Origin of the sequence: Dorea longicatena (assembly GCF_025150085.1) — a bacterium.
GTDB classification, from domain to species: Bacteria; Bacillota; Clostridia; order Lachnospirales; family Lachnospiraceae; genus Dorea_A; species Dorea_A longicatena.
This window is the reverse complement of the sequence record NZ_CP102280.1, coordinates 1157089-1176021: the sequence shown is the minus strand read 5'-3', so window position 1 is coordinate 1176021 and position 18933 is coordinate 1157089. Positions and strand designations below refer to the sequence as shown.

The 18933-nt window shown below is 43.2% G+C and carries 14 protein-coding genes; 4 read left to right on the top strand and 10 right to left on the bottom strand.

Annotated features, from left to right (window positions below):
* Window positions 1-91 precede the first annotated feature (91 nt).
* Entirely contained in the window at window positions 92-3715 is a 3624-nt protein-coding gene (locus NQ508_RS05490; RefSeq protein ID WP_006426048.1) for an ABC transporter ATP-binding protein/permease, read from the bottom strand.
* Window positions 3716-3993: 278 nt separating this feature from the next.
* On the opposite strand from NQ508_RS05490, the gene bioB reads away from it, so the two are divergent.
* On the top strand, window positions 3994-4965 hold the full coding sequence (gene bioB, locus NQ508_RS05485) for a biotin synthase BioB (RefSeq protein ID WP_006426049.1): 972 nt from the start codon (window positions 3994-3996) through the stop codon (window positions 4963-4965).
* 164 nt (window positions 4966-5129) lie between these two features.
* Here bioB and NQ508_RS05480 read toward each other — a convergent pair whose 3' ends face one another.
* Window positions 5130-5309: a DUF6472 family protein gene (locus tag NQ508_RS05480; RefSeq protein ID WP_006426050.1), complete on the bottom strand. Its 180-nt coding sequence runs from the start codon at window positions 5307-5309 to the stop codon at window positions 5130-5132.
* A gap of 231 nt (window positions 5310-5540) precedes the next feature.
* Here NQ508_RS05480 and NQ508_RS05475 point away from each other — a divergent pair, with 231 nt between their 5' ends.
* Both NQ508_RS05475 and NQ508_RS05470 read left to right on the top strand, forming a co-directional pair.
* The gene (locus NQ508_RS05475; RefSeq protein WP_006426051.1) at window positions 5541-6380 is read left to right on the top strand and encodes a formate/nitrite transporter family protein; all 840 of its coding nucleotides are present in this window, start codon (window positions 5541-5543) and stop codon (window positions 6378-6380) included.
* 86 nt (window positions 6381-6466) lie between these two features.
* A complete protein-coding gene (locus NQ508_RS05470) occupies window positions 6467-6679 on the top strand; it encodes a potassium channel family protein (RefSeq protein WP_006426052.1) in 213 nt (70 codons plus the stop codon).
* Window positions 6680-6801: 122 nt separating this feature from the next.
* Here NQ508_RS05470 and NQ508_RS05465 read toward each other — a convergent pair whose 3' ends face one another.
* The 6 genes from NQ508_RS05465 to NQ508_RS05440 form a co-directional block, all read right to left on the bottom strand.
* Entirely contained in the window at window positions 6802-7404 is a 603-nt protein-coding gene (locus tag NQ508_RS05465; protein ID WP_006426053.1) for a cytidylate kinase-like family protein, read from the bottom strand.
* A 132-nt stretch (window positions 7405-7536) separates the two neighbouring features.
* Window positions 7537-8721, bottom strand: coding sequence for a 23S rRNA (uracil(1939)-C(5))-methyltransferase RlmD (gene rlmD, locus NQ508_RS05460; protein WP_044919269.1), 1185 nt, complete (start codon window positions 8719-8721; stop codon window positions 7537-7539).
* 1 nt (window position 8722) lies between these two features.
* Window positions 8723-9787, bottom strand: a complete 1065-nt coding sequence (rsmH, locus tag NQ508_RS05455) for a 16S rRNA (cytosine(1402)-N(4))-methyltransferase RsmH (protein WP_006426055.1) — start codon at window positions 9785-9787, stop codon at window positions 8723-8725.
* Window positions 9753-11177: a selenium-dependent molybdenum cofactor biosynthesis protein YqeB gene (yqeB, locus tag NQ508_RS05450; protein WP_044919272.1), complete on the bottom strand. Its 1425-nt coding sequence runs from the start codon at window positions 11175-11177 to the stop codon at window positions 9753-9755. The genes rsmH and yqeB overlap by 35 nt, the downstream gene beginning before the upstream one ends.
* A gap of 2 nt (window positions 11178-11179) precedes the next feature.
* Window positions 11180-12007 (bottom strand): selenium cofactor biosynthesis protein YqeC, encoded by an 828-nt coding sequence (gene yqeC, locus NQ508_RS05445; RefSeq protein WP_006426057.1) that lies wholly within the window; start codon window positions 12005-12007, stop codon window positions 11180-11182.
* A gap of 7 nt (window positions 12008-12014) precedes the next feature.
* Window positions 12015-13358 carry a uracil-xanthine permease family protein gene (locus tag NQ508_RS05440; protein WP_022415402.1) on the bottom strand — a complete coding sequence of 448 codons (1344 nt, stop codon included), beginning with the start codon at window positions 13356-13358 and terminating at the stop codon, window positions 12015-12017.
* Window positions 13359-13591: 233 nt separating this feature from the next.
* On the opposite strand from NQ508_RS05440, the gene NQ508_RS05435 reads away from it, so the two are divergent.
* Entirely contained in the window at window positions 13592-15040 is a 1449-nt protein-coding gene (locus tag NQ508_RS05435; RefSeq protein WP_006427028.1) for an aminoacyl-histidine dipeptidase, read from the top strand.
* A 104-nt stretch (window positions 15041-15144) separates the two neighbouring features.
* Here the strand turns inward: NQ508_RS05435 and NQ508_RS05430 are convergent, their stop codons facing one another.
* Complete coding sequence (locus NQ508_RS05430) at window positions 15145-16377, bottom strand: MYG1 family protein (protein WP_006427029.1); 1233 nt, start codon at window positions 16375-16377, stop codon at window positions 15145-15147.
* Window positions 16378-16458: 81 nt separating this feature from the next.
* The gene (locus NQ508_RS05425; RefSeq protein WP_242654705.1) at window positions 16459-18774 is read right to left on the bottom strand and encodes a C40 family peptidase; all 2316 of its coding nucleotides are present in this window, start codon (window positions 18772-18774) and stop codon (window positions 16459-16461) included.
* Window positions 18775-18933 lie beyond the last annotated feature (159 nt).

Here is an 18933-nt window from a genome sequence, read left to right as displayed (position 1 = left end):
TGCTATAGATTTCTCCATAGCATATTTTAATCTTTCTCTATGATTTTTTCAACAGACGTTTTACCGTTTTATGCAGCTCATTGATAATAATTTATTCCGTCCGAAGAGCCGTAACCGGATCGCTCTTCGATGCTTTCTTTGACGGGATCAGTCCACCAAGCAATGTCAGTACCACACTCAGTGCGATCAGCACCAGTGCCGGAATAACCGGAAGCACTGCATTTACATTGGAATTATCTGCCACCGCATGAATGATCATATTGCCAGGGAGCAGAAGCAACAGCGTCAGTCCGATTCCGATCAGTCCCGCACACAGTCCAATAATGAAGGTCTCCGCATTAAACACCTGAGATACATTCCTCTTCGATGCGCCGATCGCCCTTAAGATTCCGATCTCTTTCTTCCGCTCCAGCACACTGATATACGTAATGACTCCGATCATAATTGAAGATACGACCAGTGAAATCGCCACAAATGCAATTAGCACATAACTGATAGTATTGACGATATCTGTCACCGATGACATCAGAGTTCCCACTACATCCGTGTAGGAAATCACCTGTTCATCCTTGCCGGCTTTCTCCATCTTCTTGTTATAACGATCCAGATAATCCACTACCTGTTCCTTACTTTCAAAGTCTTTAGGATAAATGTCAATCTCGCTTGGTTTTGCGAAGTCAGCATATCCTAATTTCTGCAGATTGCTGTCATACGTTGCACTCGCCGTTCCGCTCATAGACATCATAAGTTCTGTCAGATCATCCTCCGTCATATTGAACTGAAATGCCTTTGCAAATGCATCTGTATCGATCTTCATCGCATCTGTCATGACACTCTGGAGATTCTGTCCGATCTGTGTCATGGCAGATTCCATTACTTTACCCATACCGGAAGACATCTGTCCGACGATCTGCTCCATGGCCGACGAAATCTGTGTCTCAAGTGCATTTCCAAAAGATTTCGCATACGCTCTCATTGCCTGCTTCATGTAAGCATTCATCCCGGATGAAAGCTGGCTTTCCAGACTCTTCATGTCCAGTGTCTCTGAAAGACCGTTACTCAGCCGCTGTTTTCCATCTGCCGTTCCGAGATAAGCTGCAAAGTTCTCACCCATCTTTGTCACATCTGCATATCCTTTTTCCTGTGCATAGCTTAAATATCCAGCCGCAAGTTCCTGCGCCATTGCCTGCAGATCCGCTTCCGATATCTCAATATCCACATCTTTATACAGGTCATTCACCCAGTCTGTTATGATCTGCTTTGCTTCTGCCGTCTGTAAATACTGGCGGAAATATGTTCCGTACTGGTCCGCACTGATATCTCCGATCCCCTGATCCTTTACGTATTTTTCAAACCCCTGCATGATATCTGTCAGAAGCTTCTGTACCTTTTCTTCTGTAATGGTTACTTTTCCACTCTCCTTTAGAATCTTTGAAAAATACTTTTTCATGATCTGCTTTGCACCATCTGTTTTCAGATATTCCGAGAAGTTATCTCCCAGATGCGAATAATCTGCTTCCGGATGCGTCTTCGCATATGCCTGATACCCTTCCATCAATGAAACAGCCATCTTCTGCATTCCGCCCGGTTTCACCTTGACATCCAGCCCCGACAGCATATCTCCCAGACCTGCCGGCGGAAGCCCCGACAGATTCAGATCCACCTGATCCAGATTCACAAGTCCGGATAAATTCAACGTATTGCCATCCAGCTTAAATGCATCCTGCAGATTCACTGCTTTCGAAAAGTCCAGTGAATTTCCGAGACTTCCTGCAAGGTCTGTATCTCCCATGCCGAATGCTTTCTGAAGTGCGTCTTCATCTACGTTGAATAACGAGTTCATATCCAGACCATTATCTCCGGAATCTTCACCGAATTTCTCTCCGGTAAATACATTGATATCCGGACTGGCTTTTTGTTGTTTTACGATCTCACTGTTTTTTGCTTCTTCTGCGACATGCGTCATAAGCGAATATGGATAACCGATTCCCATATTCAGTGCAGTTGCCTTCGAACCTTCTGCCGGCTGCACGATTCCGACAATCTTAATATCCTCTCCGTCTGCCACCAGTTTTTTCATATATTCTGCATTATCACTTTTATCTTTCCAGACTTTATACTGGCTGTCATATTCATAATAGTCTGCCTGATTCACAAGCTTAAACTTCTTGTTCAGAATATCTTTATAGGTGTATGTTCCCAGTGAAGACGGTGTCTTGATCTCTTCTTCACTTGCAAAAGCTTTGATCATATCATCCAGTTCCATCTGATCTCTGAGGCCAAGTGTATATAGAAGGAAATCACTCATCCCGCCGTCCTGACTTAATACCAGTACGCATTCATTATATTTTTTCGGCCATCTTCCCGCCTTGACATCATACTGCTTCTCGTACAGACTTGTGTTCTTTGGCATGCGGTAGAACACATTTGTACTCATCATGGATGACATCATACTGTTGGCACCGGAATCTGCTCCGATTCCAATGGATGAAAATGATTTGTCCGGGTGTACCTGTCTGACACCATCCGAATCCTCTCTGTATATCTGCGGATCCACATCATAATCATACTCCACGGCATTTGTATAGGATTTTAACGCATCATTATCCTTTTCCAGATGTTTTTTCAATGATTTAAGGTCATTGGTATTCATCTTGGAGAACATATTTGTAACCATCTCCATGACTTTTACCTGACCATCTTTGTTCTTCTTACCGGACGAGTCTTTGCTCTTATCATCCGTTCCGGTATTCCCAACCATCATGGAGGTAATGTCAAATCCCGTACTTTGGATCTGTAGTGGATATTCCGACAACGTCTCTTCCTCGATTGACTGGATATAGCCGTTCACTCCATTAGAAAGTGCCAGAATCAGCGCAATTCCTATGATACCGATAGAACCCGCAAAGGATGTCAGTAATGTCCTTGCTTTCTTCGTCTTTAGATTATTAAAGCTAAGAGCCAGCGCCGTCAGAAAAGACATGGAAGATTTTCCCATATTCTTATGTTCCGGTTCTTTTAATGTCTGCTCATCCACAATGTATTCGTCCGTATCTGAACGTATCTCCCCATCCCGCAAATTCACGATCCTGGTCGCATATTCTTCTGCCAGTTCCGGATTGTGTGTAACCATAACAACCAGCCGGTCTTTGGCTACTTCTTTCAGAAGATCCATGACCTGGATACTGGTATCACTGTCCAGTGCTCCCGTCGGTTCATCCGCCAGCAGGATATCCGGATCATTCACCAGTGCCCTTGCTATCGCCACTCTCTGCATCTGGCCGCCGGACATCTGGCTTGGTCTTTTGTGAAGTTGTTCTCCAAGTCCTACTTTTTTCAGCGCATCGATGGCACGTTTTCTTCTCTCTTCTTTTCCGATTCCAGAAATTGTAAGTGCAAGTTCTACGTTAGACAACACCGTCTGATGCGGGATCAGATTATAACTCTGAAATACGAATCCGATCGTATGATTCCGGTATGAATCCCAGTCTCTGTCCTTATATTTCTTCGTAGATATTCCGTTGATGATCAGGTCGCCGCTGTCATAACGGTCCAGTCCTCCGATAATATTCAGAAGCGTAGTCTTTCCCGATCCACTGGGTCCTAGAATTGCCACGAATTCATTATCTCTTAAGTTCAGGCTCACGTCATCCAGCGCCTTCTGTACCAGATTACCGGTCCTATATTCTTTACAAATATGCTGTATCTGAAGCATGTATTCTTTTTCTCCTTCTTCCATCTGTTTTTTTTTTACAGACATCTGTTATTATTATACAGAAATATTTTATAAAATCCGTATTTTTATACTTTTTTAATCTTTGCTTTTTATTTAGAAATATATCCGCTAATCACAGTCTGATTTTTATCTGTATATAGCATCGCAGATGTTAACCTTTCCACCAAATACAGTTGACTTTTATTTCCCGTCATGTTAACCTTTTGTCTATATCAGTTAACAAGTGATTTATATTACACACAAAGGAAGGTAACACCATGATTTCAGAAGTTCATACACACGAAGATCCTATATTGACACGCGAAGAGGCCATCGAGATTTTAAACACTCCGGACGACCAGTTAGATGCTCTCATCGAACGTGCCGGAATCCTCCGTAAAAAATATAAAGGAAACCACGTCAGCATTCATATTCTGACCAATGTCCGCAGTGGTAACTGCTCTCAGGACTGCGCTTACTGTGCGCAATCCTGTCGCTCTAATGCAGACATCGACACTTATAAATGGGTAGAAGACGAAAAATTATACAATGATAATGATTTTGTAAATGAACATCATCTTTCCCGCCACTGTATCGGATTAAGCGGCATGGGATTCACAGATGCAGAGATCGAACAGCTTGCCGGACGTATCCGCAAGATGAAAGAAACCGGAACCCATCTCTGCTGCTCCATCGGATTCTTAACCGAAAAACAGGCAAAAATGTTAAAAGACGCCGGACTTGACCGTATCAATCATAATCTGAACAGCAGCCGTAATTATTACAGTCACATCTGCACCACACACACTTTTGACCAGCGTGTGGAAAATATACATATGCTTCAGAGACTCGGTTTCGAGATCTGCAGCGGTGGAATCATCGGTATGGGCGAAAGCAAAGAAGACGTTGTAGATATGCTTTTGGAACTGAAAGAAATTAATCCGGAAGCTCTCCCGATCAACTTCCTGCTGCCGATTCCGGGTACTCCTCTTGGCGATCAGGATATCTCGGGACTGACTTATGAATATGGCATAAAGGTGCTCTGTCTCGCAAGACTTCTGGTTCCGCAGTCAGACATCCGCTGTGCGGCAGGACGTGAAGTGTATTTCAAAGGACATGAAAAGGAATTGTTAAGTGTTGTAGATTCCATCTTTGCCTCCGGATATCTTACCGCAGGTGGTCAGGGTATTAAAGATACTATTCAGACGATAACAGATGCGGGATTCACTTATGAGATAGAGTCTGCATAAATTGTTATTCTCAGGTTAATAGATACACTTCCGGTCTCACAATAGTTACGGGGATTCTATTAATTCACTACCGCGTTAGATACACATGGAATAAAAGTTGGACAGGAATGCTTTTCCAACTTTTATTCCGGTCCGGGTAGCTAGCTTAGTGAATTAATTAGAAACTACATCTGCTTCCTCACCACCATATACTCATCCCCATTCCGATAATAAGGGCACTGATAATGCTGGTCTGAAATAAGACGCATATATTCATCTTCATCCATATTGATATCGCACATATAACTTTCGTAATCTTCGTCGTATGTATAATAAGTGCAGCTTTCGCAACTATTCTGAGCCATTATAATTCCCCTTTTCTTAATTTGATAATTGAGTTTTTACATTATTGCATAATTTTTTTCATTATGATCTGTTTCCCATCGATTATAGCATATTTCTTGGTACTGTACGAAAAAAAGAGCATAAACATTGCGATTACGGGTTGCCCAAGATTTGTTATCCATGCTATATTTTATGTGATATTTTTATCAAAGTAATCACACAAAGAAAAAGTACTAAAGGAAAGGGTTATTATGGATTCAATGTTTAACACTCCACAGGAAGTTGTACAGGCCAACATGAATGGCGCTGTAAAAAAAGCTACAACTTCTAAAAAGAAAGTTTTTTTCATGGGAATCATGGCTGGTGTCTGCATCGCGCTTGGCGCACAGTCCAGTAATGTTGCCATGCATGATATTGCAAATGTCGGTCTTGCACGTCTGGTTGCCGGCTGCGTCTTCCCGGTCGGTCTGATGATGATCGTCTTTATCGGAGGCGAATTGTTCACCGGTGACTGTATGATGACAATGGCCTGTATTAAGAAAAAAATTAGTGTAGCTGCACTCATACGGACACTGGTTATCGTTTATATCGGTAATATGGTTGGTGCTGTTGCTCTGGCATATCTGGTATATCTGTCCGGACAATATAATTATACCAGCGGCGCTCTTGGGGCATTTACGATCAAAGTTGCTCTTGGAAAGGTCAGCTTATCTTTCCTTCCTGCTCTGATTTCCGGAATCTTATGTAACATTCTGGTATGCGCTGCAGTATTGATGGCTTCTACCGCGAAAGATATAGCAGGAAAATCACTTGCTATCTTTTTCCCGATCATGGCATTCGTTGTATCCGGCTTCGAACACTGCGTTGCAAATATGTATTATATTCCGGCCGGAATCTTTGCTTCTATGAATCCGGATTATGTTGCAAAAGCGAAAGAATTATATGGTATCACCGGCAGTCAGATTGCTGCTTTAAACTGGGGAAACTTCTTCACCGTCAATCTTCTTCCTGTTACAATCGGTAACATTATCGGTGGCGGATTTATCATCGGCGGATTATTCTTCTATCTGCACGGAAAGAACTGTAAATAAAGGCTTGACGGAATCGTGGATCTTCTGACGATCATTCCCGCTTTCTTCCTTTCCGGATTTGTTATCTTTCGGATGCTGCGTGTAGCATGTCTACACTTCTTACCGTAGGCTATGGTGACATTTACCCAATCACAACTCTGGGACGTATAATGGCAATCTGCATCGCTTATCTGGGGGTTGGTGTCGTTGCTATTCCTACCGGTATTATCAACGCCGGTTTCGTTGAACAATATCAGCGAAAAAGCAATATTTCCGATCTCAAAGATATGGATATAAAAGAAAATACATTCTACGGTTAAATGATATTATGATCATACGCGCAGAAGGCCTGGATAGTTGATACGCTATCCAGACCTTCTATTCTTTTCATCATTTTCTATTCCTGAACCAATCTAGTAATCTTTCCCGGCTCTTATAAGTTTTATTTTTCCAATTCCCGGATCATTTCTACAAGCTTCTCTGCAGTTGCTTCAATTCCAAGCCTGGAACTGTTAATACACAGATCGTACTCATATGGCCTTCCCCAGTTTCTGCCGGTATAATAGTCGTAATAAGCTTTTCTGTCTTTGTCCTTTTTTCTTACCATGGCTGTTGCAGACTTTTCATCTATAGACAACTGTTCCATCTTTCTCTTCACACGCCATTCAAACGGGGCTGCAATAAACAGACTAATATGATCAATCTTTGCTTGTTCCAATATATAGTCCGCACAGCGTCCGACAAATACACAATCTCCTTTTTCTGCAAGTTCTCGTATGATCGAATTATATGCCAGATGCAAAGCATCATTCGCCGTCATTCCATTCAGTTCCTGGTTCGGCACATCATACCATACCTCATGCAGCCACGGATTACGCTTTTTCTCATCTGCTTTTTCCAGCACATCTTTTGGCATCGCTATGATCTTCTCTGCTGCCCTGTCTATTAAATCTCTGTCATATAATTCCAGTCCAAGCTTTTCTGCAACTTTTCTTCCGATTTCGTGGCCACCGCTTCCAAATTCTCTTCCGATACATATAATCATAAGCTTTTCCTCCTTTGTAAGTACCGATTCTCTCGTTTATCTTAAATATAGCTCTTTTCACTGTATTTTTAAACCAACAATCTGAAGGAAATGTCTATTATCAAAATCTTCTTTGCCCGATCTGCATATTTTCTATTTTTTTCTCACAAGCTTCACAACCGTCTCAATATGATCACAAAACGGAAAATTATCCACCGGCTGGATCTTCACAGCCTGGTATCCATGTCTGGTCAGATATTTTAAATCTCTCGCCAGTGTCTCCGGATTGCAGGACACATAGACCACTCTCTTTGGGCCAAGCTTTATCACAGAAGAAAGGAATTTCTCATCACTTCCGGCTCTCGGCGGATCCATGAATACGACGTCTGCTTTTTGGTTCTTCGAAGCCATATCTACCATGAATCTTCCCGCATCACCTGCATAGATCTCGGCATTTGTGATGCCATTTTCTTTTGCATTGATTCTTGCGTCTTTTACCGCATCTTTGTTCAGTTCTACTCCGATCACTTTCTTCGCATTCTTAGCCGCGATCAGACCAATTGTACCGGTTCCGCAGTATGCATCGATCACTGTCTCTTTTCCGGTCAGTTCCGCATAGTCCATGGCTGTATTATAGAGAACTTCTGTCTGCACCGGATTTACCTGATAGAACGATTTTGGAGAAATGCGGAATGTACATCCGCATAACTTGTCTTTGATAAATCCCGGTCCGTAGATCGGCTTTTCCTTTTCTCCCAGTACCATACTGGTCTGCTTGTTATTCACATTCAGTACTACGGTTGTGATCTCCGGATGCACTTTTCTCAAAGCCTTCACAAAGTTATTCTTTGATGGCAGGATCGGTGAGCCCAGTACCAGCACCACCATGATCTCACCAGTTTCAAATCCTCTGCGGACCAGCACATGTCTTAAAAGCCCATATCCGGTATCTTCGTTGTATGTCTTAATCTTAAAAGACGGCAGAAGTTCACGGATCGTGCGGATGATCTCCTGACTCTTCTTATCTTCGATCAGACACTCTTCCACTGCGATCACACGGTGCGTTCCTTCTGCATAAATGCCGGATATGACATTGCCCTTCTTGTCACGGTCAAATACCGCATGTACTTTATTTCTGTAAAAATATGGATGTTCCATGCCAATGATCGGGCTGACTTTGCAGAATCCGCCTAACAGCTGTTCTTCCTGCTTCTGCTTTCTTTTCAGCTGTTCTTTATACGGCATCTTCTGGAACTGGCAACCGCCACATTTTTTATCAATCTTACATGCAGATTCATTCTTTGTCTGCTTTCCGTCTTTCTGTTTCTTATTTTGTATCTTACTCTTCTGCCCGGATTGCCCAGCGCATTTTCGTGCATTTCGCACGGCTGTTGCGGAAGCATTCTTCTTTGGACGGTCGGATGACGTCTTTTGCGATCTCACTGTACAGTCCCTCCTTTTTCCATTGCTTGAATGATTTCTTTACAAGACGGTCCTCTCCGGAATGGAATGTGAGGATTGCAACTTTTCCGCCCGGCTTTAATACACCCGGCAGCTTATCCAGGAAATCATACAATACTTCAAACTCATTATTCACATCAATACGAAGTGCCTGGAATACTCGCTGGCTGGATTTCCGTACTGCTTCTTTTCTTTCTTTTTCCGGGATAAATGCAAGTGTCTCTTCGATCACCTGATGAAGTCCCGTTGTTGTCTCGATCTTGCCGCCTTTGCGGATCTTCTCTGTGATTGCTTCTGCGATTTCTTCTGCATATGGCTCATCCGAATTTTCAATCAACATGCCGGTAAGCTCTTCTTTGGAAATATCCCGCAGTCTTTCTGCTGCGCTGATTCCCTTTTCCGGATTCATACGCAGATCTAAAGGTCCCTCTGCCTTGAATGTAAAACCACGGTCCGGATTGTCAATCTGCATAGATGACACACCCAGATCTGCCAGTACGAAATCAAACTTTCCGGCCTCTTCTGCCACTTTATCGATATTTGCGAAATTCTCAAGCTTTACCGTCAGGATATTCGGCCCGAATCCCTTTTCTTCCAGTCGTTTCTTTGTCTTCGCCGATTCGATCGGGTCTACATCCAGACCATAGATATGCCCTTCTCCCTGCAGTTTTTCCAGCATCTTCGACGTATGACCGCCGTATCCCAATGTTGCATCCAATCCCTGCTGTCCCGGCTGAATGTCAAAAAAGTCCAGAATCTCATTCACACAGATAGAAATATGCATCCCCGCCGGTGTTCCGCCTTTCTTGATGACTTTGGAAATGGTATCTGCATACTTTTCCGGATTCAGCTCTTTGTATTTTTCTTTATAATTTCTCGGATGTGTTCCGGAATACCGGACTCTCCGTTTATGTTTCTTCTCCTGATTTTCCTGATTCTCCATAATCTCTCTCCCATTTTGTCAGTTGTTCCGGTATATCTACATCCCGAAGTTCTGTTTCTTCTGTTTCGCAGAGCAGCACATCATCCATATGTGCTCCGATGATCTGTTTCCCGCCTTTGTCCCCGGAAAGCCTGCTAAGTTCATCAAAAAAGCATCGATCCCACAATACAGGATTTCCCATTTTGCCCTTTCGCCCGGCACATACGATTTTTCCAGGATATTTCTTACCTATATCAAGCATACGGGCAAATGTTGCAGCTGTCAATCCCGGCTGGTCACATACAATGAACATTGCACCTTTTAATTCCGGATTTTCTTCCAGTGCTTTCTGTAGTCCTAATCTCAGGGAATGTGAGATTCCAAGATCCGGTTCCCAGTTCTCCACTACCAACATACCCTGTGCTTCTGCTGCACGTTCTATCTCTTCGAATCTCGTCACCGCTACCTGTGTACATAACGGAAATGCCCGCATCTTACGAAGGGTATGTTCGAACATTCTTCCCCCGTCCAGTTCTTCTAACAGCTTATTACTGCCATATCTGCTTGACTTTCCTGCTGCCAGAAGGATCATTGCATAATCCTTATCCGCCAGACGTGCTTCTGTCGCCCGCACTACAGAACTGCCGATCTTATTCGCCTTATCCGAAATCAGGTAACACAATTTCCTGTCTTTTCTTGGATCTACATCTCCGATCTTCAGACCTTTTTTCACCTGCACACCTTCCTGCAGCATGCCTCGGATCACACCGTCCAGCTGGGAATATACAGGTTTTCCTCCTGTTACGGCAAGAAGCTGTCCCTTCTTTACAATATCTCCGATCTGTGCCTTTGGCTCCATTCGGCCATTGCCAGACGCACGGATCAGGCGCTCCAGCGCATAACCGCCCACATATCCAGGAACGCCGGTATTCGGAATCGGCTGTCCGTCATAGATGATATCCGCAAGCGTCTCACCACGCATCGTTTCTATCACAGCATGAACATCTTTTCCCGCAGTAAATCCCGGACCGAGACCGATCACATACGGTGCATCCGTCCGTCTGGTCCCCATATTTTTCTTTGCAAGGATGGCATCCACAAGTAGATCCGGGTGAAATTCCTTGCGGATCTCGGCTTTCGGATCTACGATCACGGCAATCTTATTTTCTTCCAGTACAGCCAACGCTTCCTGATAATTCCGGACAAGGATTCCTTCTATCCCTTCCACTTTTGCCCTGCCTTCATAAACGGCTCTGGACATCGCCACTTCCCTTCTTACGGTAAGCGGCACTGCAATATCCGTCATGATCACCTGAAAGCCCGCCCGATAAAGCGCTACACCCACGCCGGTAGCCAGGTCTCCGGATCCCCGGACCAATGCCTTTTTCTTATTTTTATAAATTTCTGACATATCTACCATCTTTCTTCCAGCGGAATCAGGTCCGATGTTACGTGGACTTTGCTGATCTGTCTTGAAAACTCTGTATCTTTTGTATTCTTCTCTGATATATACTTCTCTGACAGCTTCTTTTCAATATCTTCCGCAAGCTGCATTGCCATCTGTTTTTCTTCCTCTGTATCAGCCTGATTCAGTATAACCTGATATTCCATCTCATCCGTCACACATTTGCGTCCTGCACTCCGACTTACCGCAAGTGTCATGATATCTTCTGGACGCAAAATATCTTCCCCTGTCTTTCCAAGAATTTTCTCCACTTCTCCGATACGAAAACATACATCCTTTATCTTTTTTCCAATCGCACGCATCCCATAGACATTCAGAACTATGCCCGTTTTCTCACAGATCACCGGCTCATGTTCTGCAGGAGCTTTCACTGGAAAATGCTTTGCCCCGTCCGCTTCCAGAAGCAAAAGTACAGGTTCCCGGCTTACTTCTTCCAGAAACTCCTTCTGAAATGATGCAAGCTTTCCTTTCCGTATCTCACGCCCCATCCACACAGCTTCGTAATCCGACAGCTTCTTCCAGAACATTTTCATCGATGGCTCTCCCAGAAAATATTCCGCATTTGTTTTTTGTATATGCGTCGTTGTTGAGACCGCGCATGGAATCCTTCCATCCGAATTTTCCATACATTCCCGGAGCATTGCACGGATCACCGTTGTCTTTCCGCCGCCCCCTACGACCGATACTATTTTATGAAAATCTTCTTTATAAATTCCAACAGCCTGGCATAAACTGCCAGGCTCTTTCCATTCACCATTCGTATAACTTTTTATCATATATGAATTATTTCTCAGCTTTCTTTTGTGTTCTCGGAAGTGTTAAGTTTAACACAATTGCTACGATCGTTGCTAGTACCACCGGTGATTTTCCAAAGATCGTCGTTACCCATTCCGGGAACTGTGCCAGAGACGCATTTGCTTGTGTCACACCCATTCCGACTGCAACCGCAAGTCCTACTACTGTTGTATTGCGGAAATCCATCGGCTCCGTTGTGATCAGTTTGATACCTGTCATTGTGATCGATGCAAATACCGAGATTGTCGCACCGCCGAGTACACAGTAAGGAATCGTTGTCAGTAAAGAAGAAAACTTCGGAATCAGTCCTGCTGCCAGTAAGATCACGGCGGCCATTCCCATTACCACACGGCTGACTACCTTCGTTGTAGATACAATACCTACATTCTGGCTGTATGTTGCCGTCGGAAGTCCACCGAAGAATGCACAGATAATATTACTGATACCATAGCCCACGATTCCACCTGTCAGTTCTTCGTCTGTCGGCATACGGTCCATAGAACCTGTTGTCGTTGCAGAGAAGTCTCCGATTGCCTGTACCGCATTGATTGCGAACAGGATTCCAATTGCCACACATGCAGAAGGCTCGAATTTGATACCAAAATGCATTGGCTTTGGAAGTTGGAAGAATGATGCCTGTGCAACCGATGAAAAATCTATCATTCCAAAGAATAATGCCACAATATATCCTCCAATGATTCCGATCAGAATCGATGCCAGTTTCCACACACCTTTTCCATAATGGTTCAATACCGTAACGATCACAAGGGTAATCAGTGCTACCAGCCAGTTCTGCCATGCACCGTATGATTTACTGCTTGCACCGCCTGCCATATAGTTGATTGCCGTCGGATACAGAGACAGTCCAATAGAAAATACAACCGTTCCGGTAATCAGCGGCGGGAAAAATTTACGGATTCTCTTAATATTCAGTCCGACTAACAATGCGATCACACCACCAACGATCTGTGCTCCCAGAATCGTTGCAATGTCAAAATCTGCTGCGATTGCCTGCATACTCGGAACATATGCGAAACTGATTCCCATCATCACCGGAAGTGCCGATCCGATGCGGAAACTTTTTGTCTTTATAAAAGGAAATAACTGCAATAATGTAGTCAGTGCCGACATCACCAGTGCAGCCTGTATTAAAATAACGGAATCTTCCTGCGAAAGTCCTGCCACACCCGCAACAATGATCGATGGTGTTACACATCCGACGATCATCGCAAGCACATGCTGGATTGCAAGCGGCAGTGCCTGTCCGATAGAAGGTTTCCCATAAAAATCAAATAATGCCTGATCCATCTGTTTTGCTTCTTTTGTACTCATACATATCCTCCCGTGTACATTCTGCTCTCATATTTTCAACCTTAAATATTATATATTTTTCTGCTTTTTTTGGGTAGACCTGTAGTTATTGAATGTTTTAATGAAACCTTATAAGCTGTGGTTATCAGAGCTATTACATTTCGTTATACATGCATTACATTTTATCATGATAAAGTGCTAAAATTCATGATACAATGACAGATAGAGATTAAAGACAAACGGAGGAATGAACAATGGGAATTTTGTCTAATATTGAACCAAAAGAAGTATTTCAGTACTTCGAAGAATTAAGTATGGTACCAAGAAGTACCTTCCACACAAAAAAGATCAGTGATTTTTGTGTAGAATTTGCGAAAGCACACAATCTGGAATATATCCAGGATGAAATGAACAACGTTATCATCAAAAAACCTGGTACTGCCGGATATGAAGACAGTGATCCGGTCATCATCCAGGGACATCTGGACATGGTTGCTACAAAGACAACCGACAGCGATCACGATTTTGAAAATGATCCGTTAGACCTTTTTGTAGATGGTGATCTGATCGGGGCAAAGAACACCACTCTCGGCGGTGACGACGGTATCGCAGTCGCTTATGCTATGGCAATTCTTGCCAGCACAGATATCCCGCATCCACCGATCGAGGCTGTATTTACAGTTGATGAAGAGATCGGTATGGGCGGTGCACATCACCTCGATACATCTGTATTAAAAGGAAAGATCTGCCTGAACATCGACTCTGAGATTGAAGGCGTTATGACAGTCGGATGTGCCGGCGGATACATTTATGATACTTTTATCCCGATCGAATGGAGTGAAGAAAGCGGAACCAAGATGACAATCTCCCTTTCCAATCTGCAGGGAGGACATTCCGGTGCCGAGATTCAGAAGCAGCTCGGAAATGCACATAAGATCATGGGACGTGTTCTGTATGCACTTGCAAAAGATTACGACTTTAACATCGTAAGTACAAACGGCGGAAATGCGGCAAACGTAATCGCACAGTACAATACGACTGAGATCATCGCAGATCCTGCACAGGCTCAGGATATCATAGATGCTGTTGCCGGACTGGAACAGACTATCTACGCTGAATTTGCCGGACAGGAACCTACTTTATCTCTGAAAGCAGTTTCCGATGGCGAGACGACCTTAAAGGCCTTTGATGCAGATACTACTTCACATGTAATCGGATTCCTTTATGGAGCGATCGACGGTGTACAGTGCTATGACCGTGCATTCCCTACCGCTGTAGAATCTTCCCTGAACACAGGTATTGTTGAGACTACTGAAGACACTGTAAAGATTAAATTCCAGGTTCGAAGCTCTGTCGCTACCAAGTTAGATGATATGCAGAACAAACTGGATCTTGCAACGGATCTTGCAAGCGCATCCCGTGAGATTTCCGGTGAATATCCGGCATGGAGCTACAATGCAGATTCTGTGATCCGTCCTAAGGCAATCGAACTTTATAAAGAAATGTTCGGAAAAGAACCTACTGTTGAGACAACTCACGGCGGACTGGAATGTGGAATCTTATACGGCAAGAAGAATGATCTTGATATCATTTCTTTCGGTCCGGATCTTACAGGTGTGCATACATATAATGAACGTGTACATATCGCATCTACACAGCGTATGTGGAACTACCTGAAAGAACTTTTAAAAGCATGTAAATAAGCATAAAAATGCAGAGACTTTTGAGGGATTACTTCAATCCTTTTAAAAGTCTCTGCGTTTTTGTTATGTTCTATTACTTCTTCTACTTCATTATATCTGACATTCTAAGAACCAGACGGAATTCTCACAATCAACTTCTCCTCATCATTTTCCATTATTGTCAGCACCGGCACATGCTTTTTACGAAGCGCATGTACTACCGGATAAGTCGAAAAGACATTTCCATTCACACATACCGCCTCCGGTTTGTATTTCAGAATTTCTTTTACCTGTACTTTTATCCGCTTCTTCCATTCCTGCTTTTCCATCAAAACTTCTCCATAGATTCCATCTGTCTCCATCTCCGGCGGCTCTGACAGCGGCATCTCATGTACCGTTACATTCTTCATTTCCGGAAGCATATGCAGAAGTTCTTTCACTTCTTCATCACATGTTCCGTAACAGACAATACACGGCGCTTCTACATACTCTTTGAGGCTGATTTCACACGCTTTTACCGCATCCTCCAGATTCTCTGTCGACATCAGGAAGCCGCCTTTATGACAGAATCCTGCTCCTGAAAGTCCGGTTGCTTTCTGTAATGCTTCTCCCTCCAGCCCAAGCCAGGCTTCTGGGAACGCACATTTATAATTCATGGAAAATTCTTTTTTCTGTGGCTGAATGCAATATCCTCCGCGATTTGACGGGAAAATCACAAATGCAATCTCCGTCTCTGACAGCCGTTTCTGGCATGGAACAAATTCCGGAAGAATCAGGATTCTTTCATCACATTTTCCCTCTTCTACTGCATCATCATGTGCCTCCAAAATCTCTTCTATCTTCCTGTCCGCCCTTTCATTTCCACGGAATCTCTCGAACTTGCTTTCCAGTATCATTCCAGCCATACTGACTGCATGAAAGAATGCATCATCATGATTTCCTTTTGCATCCCATGCCGGATTAAAACTTCCGATCAGCGAAGCCAGTTCATTCTTCTCACCGGTATTATCATTCTGATCGAGAGGCTGGACAAAGGATTCATCAAATTTTTCTGCCAGTTCTTCTCCAAGGATCTCCGTTCCTAACTCTTCCCACAAAAGTCCGAATGCCGCATATGGAATCCCGTTTTCCCTGACACGGCTGTCCTTCTGATGATGGTCATATGCTCCCCGTCCGATGTCAAATACAATACCGTCATACTCTTCCGGCACCTGATTTCCCCTTGTAATCTGAATTTCCGGGTTCAGATATAATAACAAGGCCGATGAAAATATATCATCTGCATGAAATTTTCCCCCGTGAGTAAATGCTTTTGCATCTTTCTGTCTGATCTTATTCAATAAATTTTCTTGATTCATAGTTTCTGTTCCTTCTTTGAAAAAGGCAGTTTTTCAACATGTAAGTTCTGAAAAACCACCTTTTTATCATTCTTTATTATATTATTTTGCCAGGTATACGTCTGTATTCTCTGTGTCAGAAGCAGATACCTCTGCATGGTTATTTACATAAATACTGATCTGATTTCCCTGGACTTTTCTTCCTGTATCTTCCGCTGTAAATACATGTCCTCCGATAATCACCTTGGTTCCATATGGAATTACATTCGGATCAGTTGCGATTGTCTTTCCTTCTGCAACAGGTGTTCCCGATGCCGTAACTTTAGATGCTTTATCGCAGCAGATCTCGCAAGGACAATAATATGTAATCTGGAAATTTTCAAGTTTCTGTCCATACATGTCCTCTGTTGCATTGGCCTTTTCAATTCCGCCGCCTGTAAGAGAATAATCATCTTTCAGGATACGTGTTGCCCATACTGCATTTTTGGTATTGACTTTTCCTTCGATAATTCCGAGTTTCGTACTTGCAGCCTCTATCGTCCTGCCATCTCCTGCATACATGACCACATGATATACATACCCTTCTTTAGCATAGAAGATCAGATCTCCCGGCTGGGCATCTTCTACAGGAATCTTCGTTCCATACTGGCTTTGATCTTCTGCTACTCTTGGAAGGCTGTATCCATATTGTTTATAAATCTGCTGTACGAATCCAGAGCAGTCTGCACCGTCCGTCAGGCTTGTACCACCCCACACATATGGATTACCGATAAACTGTGACGCAAATTCCAGCATGGATTCCCGGATTTCTCCACTTGGCGATCCCTCTTTTACAGAAGTCAGTGTATAATATAATGCCTGATTTTCTTCTGGTTTTACCGTTTCTTTTGCTGTCTGATATTTATCCTCACCATTCGCTTCAATCTGCTTTTTTGTTTCATCACTGAAGTCCAGATACTTCTGTTCCACAAAGCCTCTGACATCTCCGGATTCTATATATACCCAATCCGAATCTTTATCTGCCAGAATATAGCACAACTGTCCCTGTGCCATTGTTCCTATTGTTCTGGCTGTAGTATTTTTTTCTTCTTTTATTTCCAATGCAGCAGAACCAATCTGATCATTTATAAGTGCTGTATCTTTAGCTGCCACTGTCTGGCCGGCTGTCACGCGCAGATACGTATATGCCTGATTGTCCTTTGCATCAACTGAAGCTTTTGCCGTTTTTGCAATTCCTTCAATTCCATTATATTCTGTTTCATCCTTTTTGGCTTTTTTCTGAGCCTTTTTCTGGTAAACAGTTAAAAGTTCTTGTGCCGCATCATCTGTATATACTTCTGAGGCCTTTACAAATCCCCTGACATCTCCGGATTCTACATAAAGCCATCCGTTTTCTTCTTCTTTCAAAATATAAAGCAAACCATCCTGTGGCAGCGTTCCCACAGTACGGACCTTTTCTTCCAACTGCTGGCTTACAAGAGCCGCATCCATGCCTTTCTGCTTCTGTTTTTTTTGCTTTTCCACTGCTTTTTGCAGATTCCTGACAGCTTTACTCTTTGCTTTTCTGACGGTTTTGTTCTTAATCTTCTTATCTTTCTTCACTGTCTTTATTTTTTTCTGCAATTTCTCAGCATCTTTCTTTGCATTCGCAACATCTGTCCCTGCTGTCTGTGTATTACTTCCGTCAATATTTTCCGGCACCGCTTCACGGATATTGATTTTTGTCTTTGCAAATGCATAGTTTCTTGCAACTGTAAAGAAGCGGAAATCTTCCTTGATTTGTGGCAGTTTTACAATCTTCTGCTTTGCAATAAGTTCTTTATTGCTTTTTGCACTCTTTGTCTCATCTTTTTTCTTAGTTGTATCTGTCGCCTGTTTATTATTTGCTGTCGTGTGTTTTCCTGCAGCATTCGATGTACCGGAAACATTCGAAGTACCTGACGCCTCTGACTTACTCGGTGTATTCGGCGTATTCGGTGTATCCGGCGTATCTGGAGTGTCCGGCGTATCCGGTGTGCTCGGAGTGTCCGGTGTATCCGGTGTGCTCGGAGTGTCCGGTGTATCCGGTGTACCCGGTATATCCGGATTAGCCGGTATCTGCTCTACTCGTTCTCCTGTCACCGGATCTACTTTCTTTCCTGTCACGGTATCAATCAGATAGTTTGATTCTTCATCCAGCTTCACTTCACCTTTTTGAATCATATCCATGACTTTATCGGATACATCTGTAAGTGTATCTCTCCCATCTACGGATTTGGCCTGTAACTTTTCTGTCTGTACAGCCTCTGACTGTGACATCGTGCTCTGTACATCTGCCAGAACAACCGACGGCGTACCTACGACAAGTCCAAATGCAAGCAACCCTGCAAGCGTTTTTGTTCCTAATCTTTTTGCGACTTTTACGTTTCTCAGTTTCAAAAATCTGGCTCCTTCCATATATATTTGCATTCATACATCTGTATGGTATAAACAAGATTCTTCCTTTTTTATTCTGGTATAGATTCGTATACACTGATTTTTATTATACGCCCTTCATTTTAAAAATTCCACCCTTGTTATTATCCTATTTCTATCAAC